Below are 11,492 nucleotides of genomic sequence, written 5' to 3' on the forward strand. Positions count from 1 at the left end.
TTCCGCCAGGTCGCGACATGCCATCGTGGGGGTAAAACACTGCCTTGGAATAGTTGCCCCGAGGCGGCCGCACCGCACAAAACGGGCCTGCCGGAGGAGATGAGCTTGCCCGATCGCCTTTTGAACAAATTCCCGTTCGCCTTCGTGGCGGCTGCTTTGTTGGCGGTCTCCACACCCGCTCGGGCACAGGAGCTGCCCTATCCCGCCGACTTTCGCACCAGGAACATCGAAGCGCATGGCGTGACGATCCATGTGCGCATTGGCGGCAGCGGACCCGCGGTTGTCCTGATCCACGGCTTTGGCGAAAGTGGTGATATGTGGGCTCCACTGGCTGCAAGCTTGGTCCGAAATCATACCGTCATCGTCCCTGATCTTCGTGGCATGGGTCGATCGTCGAAGCCGGCGGGCGGCTTCTCCAAGATGAGCCAGGCCACCGACATCGCGGAGTTGCTGGACGCGCTGAAGATCGCGCAATCCGACGTCGTCGCGCATGATATCGGCAACATGGTCGCTTTTGCCTTTGCGGAAAAATATCCGACCCGGGTAACCAAGCTCATCGTGATTGATGCGCCGATCCCGGGTATTGGCCCTTGGGACGAGATCGCGAAGAGCCCGGTGACCTGGCATTTCCGTTTTGGCGGCCCCGACATGGAGCGGCTCGTGAAGGGACGCGAGCGCATCTATCTCGATCGCTTCTGGAACGAATTTTCGGCGGACCCAAAGCGCTTCACGGAACGATCGCGACGCCATTATGCCGCGCTTTATGCGCTCCCCGGCGCAATGCACTCTGTGTTCGAGCAATATCGTGCCTTTGATCAGGATGCGGACGATAACCGGGCGTGGCTGGTCGCTCACGGAAAACTGGCGATGCCGGTGCTCGCGTTGGGCGCGGAAAAGGGCCTCGGCATGCAAATGGCGGACATCATGCGCGCCGCTGCTTCCGATGTGACCGCCGGGTTGATCACCAACTCCGGTCACTGGGTCATGCAGGAGAACCCCAATGCGACCGTTCGCCTCGTCCAGGCTTTCATCGATAAGCCCTGAGCAGCCGAACGCTCATCATGCAACCACCCGGCGCACCGCCGCCGGGCGGTTGCGGGGGCCGCTCCCGTCGTCGTCATCGACAGGAGCGCGTCGCCCCCTCACCTCGCGACTTCGGCGATCAGCGCCTTCAATGCCGAGAGTCCGCCATCGATGTCGTCCTTCGCACTGGGAACGCCCCGCGCCAGGCAGATATAACCGTGAACCGTCCCCGCGGCTTCGCGGTAGATGGTCGGAACGCCCGCCGTGACCAGCTTTGCCGCATAGGCACGGCCCTGGTCGCGCAAGGCATCCAGCCCGGCGGTCACGAGTAAAGTCGGCGGGAGACCTTCGGCCGGAAAGTCGAGCGGGGACGCACGGCGATCAGCCGGATCGGCGGCATACAGGCTGTTGAACCAGGTCATGCCATCGACCGACAGCAGATAGCCTTCGGCAAAGTCGCGAAAGCTTTGCCAATCACCCTTCCTCGTCACGACAGGGTAGATCGGATTGATCGCAAGGACCGGCTTCGATGCCGGTTTGTCGCGTAACGCCAGGGCCGTCGTAATGGCCATGTTGCCGCCCGCGCTATCCCCCGAAAGCACGAGCCCGGTGCACGGGAAATGGTCGGCGATCCAGCGCGCGGCGGCCTCGGCGTCGTCGTGCGCCGCGGGGAAAACGTGCTCTGGCGCGCGGCGATAGTCGACCGAGACGACCGGAATGTCGAGCTGCCGGGCAGCCTCGGCGCAATAAGCGTCGTGCGTGTCGAGATCGCAAATCACCCAGCCGCCGCCATGATAGAAGACCATTACCGGTCCGGCTTCCCGATCGGGACGGTTGTCATAGACCCGAAGCTTGAGCTCGCCTCCCGGCCCCGGAACCATGATTTCTTCGACCTTGGCGATATCGCCGCGCGGCGCATCGGCCGCCTGCCCCAGCCCGGCGATCATCGCGCGCGCCGTCTCGGCCCCCAATTCCTCCATCGGCGGCCCTTCCTGCGCGTTCAGGAACCCCAGGAACTCGGCCACGTCCGGCCGTACAAAGTGAGCGGCTTGCTCCGTCATCGATCTTCTCCCTCGCGCCAATCGGCGTTGCGTCCGACTTGATCTGCGCAAGCGCCGCTACCACGCGGCTCGCGCATCTGTCCATAAAATTCTACGAACGTGGTGTTTAATAGAAAAGAGCTGGGAGCCTAATCGACGCGGAGGCTTTGCTCGGTGGCGTAGCACTGCTCCCAGATGAAGGTATCGAAGGCGGCGAGCCGGTTTTTCCACTTGGGCGTCATCGTCGCCACGCACACGCGCGCGACCCGCGCGGTATAGTCGTTGGCCAAGGCCCAGGGATTGCCGAAATCCGCCGGATCGAGGACCTGCCCGTATGGCTGACTCTTGAGCGCCGCACCGGCGGCCGCCTGGATGTCATCATCGAACGCGATCTGCAGCTTCACGTCCGCGTGTGTGCCGATCCGGCTGACATGGCCGCCGACGAACTTCTCGAAGGGATGACGATCGAGATCGCGGACCTGCTGGAAATATCCGGGGATGTCCTGTGCGACACCGAACGCGCGCCACGGCATCCAGCCCGGAAACACGATGTCGACAAACATCAGGGTCTTCTGGGCCGGCGCGTAGATCTCGATATTGCCGGGCTCGTGCCCGTTGCCGGGATAGGACAGCTCGAGCGTCTGCGTGCCCAGCTTGAGGGTATAGTTCCTGTCGAACGTCACCGTCGGCAGCGGTCGCTGCGGGTCGGCGGCGCGGGCGAGCAGCCGCCTGGTCTCTTTCTGGGCGATGATCACGGGGTGGCCACCCAGCGTCGCGGCACCGCCGATATGATCGATGTGCGAGTGACTGTAGATGAGATGGGTGATCGGCTTGTCCGTGATCTCAGCGATCGCCTGGCGGATCTTGCCCGCATAGGATGGCGGCGCGTCGACCACGACGACGCCGGTCCCATAGACCATGAACATCGACTGATAGGCGCCGTCGGTGACCATATAGAGGCCCTCCCCCAGCTTCTCGATCCGGTAGCCCTTGGCGGGGTCGATGGCCGGGCCCTGAGCCGATGCGGGGATCGGGAGATATTTGTCGACGCGCACCCCGATCGGCGCAATGTCCGGCATGGCGGGATAGGGCGTCACCGCCTGCCCTGTGGGCGCGGGGTCTTCGGCCCGGGCAAGGCCGACGACGCAGCACGACACGATCAGCGCAAGGGCGCCATAGGTAGCACTTTTTGCCATCTCTCTTTTCCTTGTTTGAGTGAGCCGCGGCACGACCATGATCCCCGGTGGCCCGGCACTGGAGATCATCACGCGGTCTTCATTGCCCGTCGTTCCCGGACATCGATGGCGATCCCCACGAGCCCCACGACGGCCGGCAGGTAGACGGCATGGCCGTTCTTCAGGATGGTGTCGGCGCCGCAGATGCCGGCGCCGATTTCCCATAGATGGAAGAAGCCGTGCAGACCGAGCCAGGCAGTCGCCGCGGCCCACAGCCAGATCCGCTGGGCGGGGAAGAAGATACCGGTCACATAGCCGGCACCGATCATCACGTAGATGAGGCCGATATCGCGGAGAAAATGCTGATTGAACGGGCCGGTCGCCGGCACCGTCGGCACCGCATAATACCAGAATTCCGGATCGTAGAGCATGATGATGCCGTTCACGAACATGGCGATGCCGAGCAGCGCCATCAGACCCTTGTTGAATTTGCTCATTGAAACCTCCCCGTTGGTGGCATTTGGCGACGACCCGCCTGCGCAACCGCGCAGGCGATCGACCTTCCCTGACCGAGTGGCTCGCGCAGTTTCGTGCGCGAGCCCGTACGGCCCTGACGATCCAGCTCAGCCAAATGTGACATGAGCTAGTATTTTTACACGATCGTAGAATTTTACTCGTGACGAAGGCCGATTGCAAGATGGCGCGACACGCCCAAAGTCAGATCGTCGCTTGATCAGTTGGAAGAACGAAAGCCGATGCGCGCATGCGTACCGTCACAGAACGGCTTGTTGGCGCTCCCCCCACACCGACAGAGCCGGGTGCTCCGAACGCAGGAAACCCGCCGGCCGGTACCGCTGGTGATTTCCAAATTGCCTTGGATCTGCAGCGGCCCGTCGGTCTGCGGCATGACCGACAAGGGACCGTCGCGCACCGCGAGTGCCGGCGTATCCTCGCTGGCCGGCTCGCCGGTCGCGGCGAAGCCGATCCGGAGGTGCGAGTTGTCGCAGAACGGTTTGTTGGCCGACGCGCCGCACCGGCACAATGTCGCCCGAAAGCCGGCTTGCTCACCATCGATCGAGAGACTCGCGCGCACCGCATAGGGCCCGTTCTCGCGCAGCGACAACAGGTTTACCGGCGGCGGCGCCTCGTCATGACCGTCCTTTCGCTGGTAGCTCAACGCCCCCGACGGGCATTGCCGGATCGTGCCGCACAGCAGCTCGGTTTCGGTGGCGTCCGGCTGGACCCACGCGCCCGCCATATTGGCAAGAAAGGTCGCGGGCGCCTGGGTGACGCAGAAGCGGGCGTGGATGCAGCGCTTCTCGTTGAACAGGACCGTGACATCATGTCCCACGATCGTCTCCAGGCCGTCGCTAGCCTTGACTGACGGCGCAGCCGGCGCAGGCGCAGCCGGTGATGCCACAACGGCCGCTGCCTGCGGTGCCGGTGCATTGCGCAGCCGCCCGACTAGATCGTGCAGCACCTTGGCGGCGCGTTGGCCGCGCGGATCGGCCTGGTCGATCGCGTCCGCGGCTGTGCCCAGTTCTTCCATCCGCTCGAGAAAATACCGCCGCGCGCTCGCCCCTGGCGGCAACGACGCGGTATCGCGCAAGGCCGTGAACGAAACGCCGGCATGGCAGTGCGGATTGGACGGCCCGGCCGGCAGGCGCGCGGCGCGCTCCGCGAGCGGCGTGAGCGCCTGCATCAAGCCCACTGCTGTTCCGACATAGAGCAATTTGTCGTCGTCGCTCGACGGCAGAGCATAGACCTCGGCGAGCAGACGCAGCATCAGCGCATAAGCCGCATTTGCCAGGTCGATCGTCGCCACGGCATCGGTATCTTCGATCCAGACGCGCCCTTCGGGCTGTGGCGGGCGCCGCAGCACGGGATTTACAGCGGCGGGATACGCGGGCGAGAAGTCCGGATTCTTGGCTTTGAGCGCCTTATATTCTTCGCGGATCGCGCTGAACCGCTGGAAGTGCGAATTGTCGCGATCGGCCGGCGCGCCTTCGCCTTCGATGATGATGGTCTCGATTGCAGCCAGCGCGCTTTCCAGATGTATGACGGGCCGGGCACCGACCAGACGAATCTCGGCAGGACTGAGCTGAAGGGCGGGATCGCCACAAAACACCGCTGCCTCGCCAATCTGATCGACGAACTGGCGCAAATTGCCGCTGATCTCCCCATAGAATTCGCCGACGGTGCAATAATCATAGCCGGTCGGCGTGAGCCGCAGCCCCGGAATCGCCCGCGTCAAATTGGCCGGGCTTTCGAAGCCCGGACCGTCCGGCTCGTCCGATCCCTCCGGTCGTTCCAGATAGACGAAATGCTGGATCACCGCCTCGTCGAACGGTGCCAGCCGAACGACCAGCCCAGCAGGCAGATAGCCGGGGTCGAGCGGGAAGTTGGCGCGACCAAGATGCGGCGCCCCGCCCAATGCCGCGGTAATGTTCCAGACCGCCACCAAGTGGCTCATTTCGTCGATCGCCACGCCCAGGATCGCACGGCGCCACCGGGCCACCGCCTCCGCTTCTTCCGCCGTCAGCCCCTCGCCTTCGCCGTCGCGCAGGCTGAAGCCGGCGTAGAGGTAGGTGCACATCAGACAATGTTCGATTTCCGCCGCTTCGTAGAAGGCGTGCATGATCTTTTCCCGACTGACCGCCGGCGCGAGACTATCCTGGGGCATTTCTTTTCCTCACGTTCAGAGGCGCATGGTCCGCGGCTCGGCGGACCTATTTCGCGCCGGCGGCTTCCTCGATCATCGCGGCGACTTCGGCGGGGTGCGACACCATCAGCGCGTGCGAGGCGCCGGCAATGGCGACGGTGTCGCGCGCACGGGCGCGCACGGCCATGAACTTCATGACAGCAGCAGGGATGTTGCGGTCCGCCGTGCCGTAGATCACATAGGAGGGCAGCGTCTTCCAGCTGGCAGTCCGCGAAGGTTCGCCAAGTGCAGCGAGCGTGACGGGGCGCTGGCTGGCCGCCATCAACGCTGTCTTTGCCGCCGGCACGTCGGCGGCGAATTGCGCGCGGAATTTGTCGGTCTGGATGTAGAGATCCTCGCCACCATCCGGCAGCGCGACGGTGGTCAGGCTGGCGCCGAGCGTGCTTCCGGGGAATTTTGCCGAGAGCGAAAGGCTGGTCTCACCGACGTCCGGGGCAAAGGCCGCGACATAGACCAGTGCCGTGACATTGGCATTGCCGGCCGCCGCTTCGGTGATCACGGGTCCGCCATAGGAATGGCCGACCAGCACAACCGGCCCATCGACGGATTTGACGATCCGCGACACCGCAGCGGCATCACTGGCAACGCTGCGCAGCGGGTTCGCGGCAGCGATGACCCGATAGCCGTCCTTGTTGAGCCGTGCGACGACCGAGTCCCAGCTCGACGATTCGGCGAACGCGCCGTGTACCAGCACGATGGTCGGCTTTTCCGGCCCGGATTTGTCTCCGGCGGCCGCGATGCCGGGATGAATGAGAGCAACGGCGAACAGAAGAGTGCCGAACAGGGAAATACGCATTGATGCCTCCGGATAAGGGTCGTGATGGTGGAATCGATCCGGTGCCGCTCAGGTCGCGCGGATCGTGGCCCAGGCCGGCTGAAGGCTGTCGCGCAGCCAGTCGTCGAGTCCGTGAGAGGCAATCGACGCACCGGGGCCGGGAAGAAGCGAGCGTTCGCCCAGTTCCGCGCCGAAATATCGCGCATGAACGTCGGCGATGATCCGGCGACCGTCCTCATAGGCGGTGGCGATCTCGACAGCGACTTCATTGAGTCGCAATCGCTCGGCGCCGGCAATTTCCAGCACGGCATTTGCCGGCGCGGATGACAAGGCGGCGGTCAGCGCGCCGGCGACGTCTTCGGCCGCAACCGGCTGAACCAACGCTGGAGATATCGTGATTTCGTTCGCCGTCCCTTCCTGGACGAGATCACGTATAAATTCGAAGAACTGCGTCGATCGCTGGATCGTGAAGGGCAGGCCCGAAGCCCTGATGAGTTGCTCCTGCACCTGCTTTGCGCGAAAATAGCCGCTCTCCAGCCGATCGACACCGACAATCGATAGTGCGACATGGTGCTGCACGCCGGCGGCGCGCGCCGCGGCCAGAAGGTTGCGGCCCGACGTCTCGAAAAATCGTAAGGCGTCAGCCTCCTCGAGCGACGGGGAATTGGAGACGTCGACCACCGCCCCCGCTCCTTCCAACGCCAAGGCCAGCCCGACACCGGTCACCGAGTCGATGCCGAAGGTCGGCGACGCCTCCACGACATCCCAGCCGGTCCGCTGCAACGTCCGCACCAACTTGCAACCGATGCGGCCGCTGGCGCCCAGCACCACGACCTTCATATCAATGCCTCGAAGGACGAGATGTCGATCAGGCTGCGAGCATCGGGCAGGCCTTCTTCCGACAATGCCAGCTGAACCGAAGGACGTTCGGCGACGCGCTCGAAATAGCCGTGCATTTCGGGGGAAACAGGGACGCCATACGCGCCGGCCCAGCGCAGCATTGCAAACAGATAGGCGTCCGCTACCGTGAAGCGCGGCCCGAACAGATAGAGTTCATTGATCCGCTCCGAGATTATCTCGAGAAGCTTCGCGACTACATCAACGGCGTTTGCTCTTTCCGCGGCACGGCTGGAATCCGAGAACGGCCTGAACGCGACATGCAATTCGGTCGACAGCCAGGACAGGATCTCGATCAGCCGGGTTCGCCCCAGCAGACCTCCCGGCGCAAGGCCTGGATCGCGGTCGGCGATAAACTCCAGGACCGCGATGTTTTCGGTGATGGCATTCCCGTCGTCGAGCGCCAACAGGGGAACATAACCCCTGGGATTGATCGAGAGGTAATCATATCCCTGTTCGGTGATCTTCGTCTTCATGTCGACGCGCTCGAACTCGGCGACGATCCCAGCTTCATGAAGCGAGATGCGGCCAGCAAGGCTGCAGGCGCCTGGCGCGTAGTATAGTTTCATCGACGTCACTCAACTCGGGGAGATGTGGGTGCTAGGGATCCGCCGACCGCCAACGGTGCGGCGATCGCCGGCAACCGCAGCGCAATCGTCGTGCCGATGCCGGGCTCGCTGTCGATCGCGATCGTTCCGCCGGCATCGCGGATGAAGCGCTCGACCATCGGCAGTCCGATTCCACCCAGCCCATCGGTCTTCGTCGTGAAGAAGGGATCGAAAACGCGTGCGAGTGTAGCTCGCGACATGCCTATGCCTTCATCCAGGACGCGTAGCTCGACCTCGCCGTGCGCGAGCGCCCGCGCGTCGATCCCGACGATCCCGTTGCCGCCCATGGCGTCGCGGGCATTCAACAAGAGGTTCAGAACTGTCCGCCGCAATCCGACCGGGTCGCAGCGGACCGCCGGCAGATCGGGCGCGATATTCAGGTCGAGAATGAGTCCGGGCTCGTCCATCGCCCCGATCAGCGTCACAACATCGGCAACGCATGCGGCAACGTCGCTTTGCATGGCCGCAATTGCCTGGTCGCGCAGATGACCGACATTCTGCCGGACGATCGCGCCGGCATGCTCCAAACAGAGCCGGGCGCGATCCAGAATCGAGCCGGCATCCGCGGGCGCCATAAGGGGTGAGCGCCCGACGATGTTGATCGCAGCGGACGCGATCTGGATCAGATTCCCGAGATCGTGAACGATACCGGCGGTCGCGATCCAGGCCGGCCCGCTTGCTCCGGCCGCGGGTTCGCCTTCGCCCGAACGGAAATAGTCCGGATTGGCGGGCGCGGACATCTGAAGTGGTTTCACGATCTATGTCCCTTCAAAAAAAATGGCTGCGGGGCGCTAGGGGGGCGAGGCCCCGCAGCCGCGGCGGTCAGGCTGTGGCCGCCGATCCCTTACCCGGATGAACCGCGCGTTCGCTCACCGACCAAAGCGCGAGCACCGCACTGATCAGCGCGGGAAGCGTCACTGCCGCGAAATCGCGGACCAGTGCCGAGGGTCCGCAAATGCCCACAGCGACTTCCCAGAAGTGAAACAGTGCATGGCCGCACAACCACAAGGATGCCGCCGACCAGAGCGCCGCGCGCCACGCCGGCTGCGCGGTTCCGACCAGGAACGCGGTGCCGATGAACAGAAAGATGAGACCGATATCGCGCAGGAAGTGCTGGTTGAACGGACCCGTCGTGGTCACGCCCGGCACCGCGAAATACCAATTCGCCGGCGAGATGAGCATGAATGTACCGTTGGCCAGCGCAGCAACGCCGAGCACGACGGCGGCCCAGAGGCATGTTTGCCGCAGCATCGTTCGATCTCCTGTAAGGTGGGTGGGTGCCGGGAGCGGACGCCTATCGCGCCGGCGGAGGCGGAGCGTGGGTCAGCCACCAGTCGAGACGCGTCGATCCCAGTCGGGCGCCGGCGTCGGGAACCAGCGTGCGATCGCTCACCGCGACCCCGAAATAGGGCGCCGCCGGATCGCTGATCACCTCGTGCGAGTCACCGTCGTGGGCGAGTATTCGGCGGATCGGTTCGTCAAGCGTGAAGACCTCGGGACCGGCGACTTCGATCGTCCCGTTCAGCGGTTCGGCCAACGCCGCGTCGACGATCGCGCTCGCGACATCCTGCGCCGCCATTGGCTGGAACTGGACAGGCGGCAGACGGATAGCACCGTCGACAACCGAGAATTGGGCGATAGAGCGCAGGAATTCGAAGAACTGTGTCGCGTGAACCAGCGTGTACGGAATGGGCGACGCCTTGATCAATTGTTCCTGGGCGAGCTTGGCCCGGAAATAACCGCTCGCTTGCAGCCGCTCGGTGCCGACGACGGACAAGGCGACGTGATGCCGGACACCCGCGGCCGTCTCGGCTGCGGTCAGATTGGCGCCGGCGGTGCGGAAGAAGTCCGTGGCAGCCTGTTCTTCGAACGACGGCGAGTTGGACACGTCCACCACCACGTCCGCCCCGGCCAATGCCTCGGCAAGGCCTTCGCCGGTAATGGTGTTGACGCCAGTGCTTGGCGCGGCGGCGACCGCATCGTGATTCCGCTGTTTCAACAGCTCGACTGCCTTCGAGCCGATCAGGCCCGTGCCGCCGATGACGACTATCTTCATGGTCTTTCCTTCCGCTGTGGCCGGTAACGAGCTGAAGGATCGCCGGGATCTGTTCGACCGGCCATTGTGCGGATGGATGCCCGGGACTCGCTTATGGTCGGGCGACCCTCGCCCTTGGTGCAGGTGCGACGCGCCTCATGGCTGATCCGACGGCGCCTGCGTGCACTTCCCTGACCTGTCGCTGGTCCGCAGCCACGCCGCTGGTCGAGGCCACCTCTTCCCAAGGCGGGGGTCGGGATAGCCGTCCGTGCGATCGTTAGCCCCTTCCCGCGGTCATAGGCGGTCCCTGCCGAAGGCGGCCCGTGGCGGGCCGCCAGGCGCCCAACAGAGGAGGCCCCGATGCCGACGATCACGACCAAGGATGGACATGAAATCTTCTATAAGGACTGGGGCGCCGGCCCCGTGGTGACCTTTTCGCACGGCTGGCCGCTGAATTCGGATGCCTGGAGCATCCAGATGAACTTCCTCGCCCAGAACGGTTTTCGCACGATCGCTCACGACCGCCGCGGCCACGGCAAGTCGGCGCAGACCGCAACGCGCAACGACATGGATGGCTATGCCGACGATCTCGCCGAGCTGATCGAGGCGCTCGACCTGCATGACATCACCATGGTCGGGCACTCGACCGGCGGCGGCGAAGTTGCGCGCTATATCGGCCGGCATGGCACCGGCCGCGTGGCCAAGGCTGTCCTGCTCGGTGCGGTACCGCCGGTGATGGTCAAGAGCGACGCAAATCCGGATGGCTTGCCAATTGACGTGTTCGATGGGCTGCGCCGCGACATCATCGCCAACCGATCCCAGTTTTACAAGGACTTCGCGATTCCGTTCTACAGCGCAAACCGCCCCGGCGCCCAGGTGTTGCAAAGCCTGCTCGATGATTTCTGGCTAATGAGCATGCAGGCCGGCCTGAAGAACGCCCATGATTGCATCAAGGCGTTTTCGGAAACCGACTTCACCGACGACCTCAAGAAGTTCGACGTGCCGACGCTCATCGTCCATGGCGAAGACGATCAGATCGTGCCGATCCACGATTCCGCGCACAAGGCGGTCAAGCTGATCCAGGGCGCACAGACGATCTATTATCCTGGGCTCCCGCACGGCCTTACCGCCACCCACGCCGACCGGTTCAACGCCGACCTGCTTGCTTTTCTAAAGAGCTGACACCGTGTCGCCCGGCACCCACGCCGGGTGCCGGG

The 11,492-nt window shown here is 64.1% G+C and carries 12 protein-coding genes; 2 read left to right on the forward strand and 10 right to left on the reverse strand.

Annotated elements, in window-relative coordinates:
- The first annotated feature begins 105 nt into the window (after positions 1–105).
- Positions 106–1,044 carry an alpha/beta fold hydrolase gene (locus tag SAS01S_RS00250; RefSeq protein ID WP_245656696.1) on the forward strand — a complete coding sequence of 313 codons (939 nt, stop codon included), beginning with the start codon at positions 106–108 and terminating at the stop codon, positions 1,042–1,044.
- Between the two features lie 98 nt (positions 1,045–1,142).
- Here SAS01S_RS00250 and SAS01S_RS00255 read toward each other — a convergent pair whose 3' ends face one another.
- The 10 genes from SAS01S_RS00255 to SAS01S_RS00300 all read right to left on the reverse strand — a co-directional run bounded on the left by SAS01S_RS00255 (position 1,143) and on the right by SAS01S_RS00300 (position 10,296).
- Positions 1,143–2,084: an alpha/beta hydrolase gene (locus SAS01S_RS00255; RefSeq protein ID WP_066803008.1), complete on the reverse strand. Its 942-nt coding sequence runs from the start codon at positions 2,082–2,084 to the stop codon at positions 1,143–1,145.
- A gap of 128 nt (positions 2,085–2,212) precedes the next feature.
- Complete coding sequence (locus tag SAS01S_RS00260; RefSeq protein ID WP_245656697.1) at positions 2,213–3,259, reverse strand: MBL fold metallo-hydrolase; 1,047 nt, start codon at positions 3,257–3,259, stop codon at positions 2,213–2,215.
- Between the two features lie 68 nt (positions 3,260–3,327).
- Positions 3,328–3,735, reverse strand: a complete 408-nt coding sequence (locus SAS01S_RS00265) for a hypothetical protein (RefSeq protein WP_218016218.1) — start codon at positions 3,733–3,735, stop codon at positions 3,328–3,330.
- A gap of 236 nt (positions 3,736–3,971) precedes the next feature.
- Positions 3,972–5,921: a ferritin-like domain-containing protein gene (locus SAS01S_RS22045; protein ID WP_084238351.1), complete on the reverse strand. Its 1,950-nt coding sequence runs from the start codon at positions 5,919–5,921 to the stop codon at positions 3,972–3,974.
- Positions 5,922–5,967: 46 nt separating this feature from the next.
- Positions 5,968–6,756, reverse strand: a complete 789-nt coding sequence (locus SAS01S_RS00275) for an alpha/beta fold hydrolase (RefSeq protein WP_066803011.1) — start codon at positions 6,754–6,756, stop codon at positions 5,968–5,970.
- Between the two features lie 48 nt (positions 6,757–6,804).
- On the reverse strand, positions 6,805–7,575 hold the full coding sequence (locus SAS01S_RS00280; RefSeq protein ID WP_066803015.1) for an SDR family oxidoreductase: 771 nt from the start codon (positions 7,573–7,575) through the stop codon (positions 6,805–6,807).
- On the reverse strand, positions 7,572–8,201 hold the full coding sequence (locus tag SAS01S_RS00285; protein ID WP_066803018.1) for a glutathione binding-like protein: 630 nt from the start codon (positions 8,199–8,201) through the stop codon (positions 7,572–7,574). The genes SAS01S_RS00280 and SAS01S_RS00285 overlap by 4 nt, the downstream gene beginning before the upstream one ends.
- A gap of 5 nt (positions 8,202–8,206) precedes the next feature.
- The gene (locus SAS01S_RS00290) at positions 8,207–8,995 is read right to left on the reverse strand and encodes a sensor histidine kinase (protein ID WP_157082603.1); all 789 of its coding nucleotides are present in this window, start codon (positions 8,993–8,995) and stop codon (positions 8,207–8,209) included.
- A gap of 67 nt (positions 8,996–9,062) precedes the next feature.
- Complete coding sequence (locus tag SAS01S_RS00295) at positions 9,063–9,491, reverse strand: hypothetical protein (RefSeq protein WP_066803024.1); 429 nt, start codon at positions 9,489–9,491, stop codon at positions 9,063–9,065.
- A gap of 43 nt (positions 9,492–9,534) precedes the next feature.
- Positions 9,535–10,296, reverse strand: coding sequence for an SDR family oxidoreductase (locus SAS01S_RS00300; RefSeq protein WP_066803028.1), 762 nt, complete (start codon positions 10,294–10,296; stop codon positions 9,535–9,537).
- A 339-nt stretch (positions 10,297–10,635) separates the two neighbouring features.
- Between SAS01S_RS00300 and SAS01S_RS00305 the strand changes: the two genes are divergently transcribed.
- A complete protein-coding gene (locus SAS01S_RS00305) occupies positions 10,636–11,457 on the forward strand; it encodes an alpha/beta fold hydrolase (RefSeq protein WP_066803037.1) in 822 nt (273 codons plus the stop codon).
- Positions 11,458–11,492 lie beyond the last annotated feature (35 nt).

The organism is Sphingomonas asaccharolytica NBRC 15499, assembly GCF_001598355.1.
Lineage (GTDB): Bacteria > Pseudomonadota > Alphaproteobacteria > Sphingomonadales > Sphingomonadaceae > Sphingomonas > Sphingomonas asaccharolytica.

Coding starts and splice junctions, on each gene's coding strand:
- SAS01S_RS00255 (WP_066803008.1), bottom strand. CDS start 2,084: ATGACGGAGCAAGCCGCTCACTTTGTACGGCCGGACGTGGCCGAGTTC.
- SAS01S_RS00260 (WP_245656697.1), bottom strand. CDS start 3,259: ATGGCAAAAAGTGCTACCTATGGCGCCCTTGCGCTGATCGTGTCGTGC.
- SAS01S_RS00265 (WP_218016218.1), bottom strand. CDS start 3,735: ATGAGCAAATTCAACAAGGGTCTGATGGCGCTGCTCGGCATCGCCATG.
- SAS01S_RS22045 (WP_084238351.1), bottom strand. CDS start 5,921: ATGCCCCAGGATAGTCTCGCGCCGGCGGTCAGTCGGGAAAAGATCATG.
- SAS01S_RS00275 (WP_066803011.1), bottom strand. CDS start 6,756: ATGCGTATTTCCCTGTTCGGCACTCTTCTGTTCGCCGTTGCTCTCATT.
- SAS01S_RS00280 (WP_066803015.1), bottom strand. CDS start 7,575: ATGAAGGTCGTGGTGCTGGGCGCCAGCGGCCGCATCGGTTGCAAGTTG.
- SAS01S_RS00285 (WP_066803018.1), bottom strand. CDS start 8,201: ATGAAACTATACTACGCGCCAGGCGCCTGCAGCCTTGCTGGCCGCATC.
- SAS01S_RS00295 (WP_066803024.1), bottom strand. CDS start 9,491: ATGCTGCGGCAAACATGCCTCTGGGCCGCCGTCGTGCTCGGCGTTGCT.
- SAS01S_RS00300 (WP_066803028.1), bottom strand. CDS start 10,296: ATGAAGATAGTCGTCATCGGCGGCACGGGCCTGATCGGCTCGAAGGCA.
- SAS01S_RS00305 (WP_066803037.1), top strand. CDS start 10,636: ATGCCGACGATCACGACCAAGGATGGACATGAAATCTTCTATAAGGAC.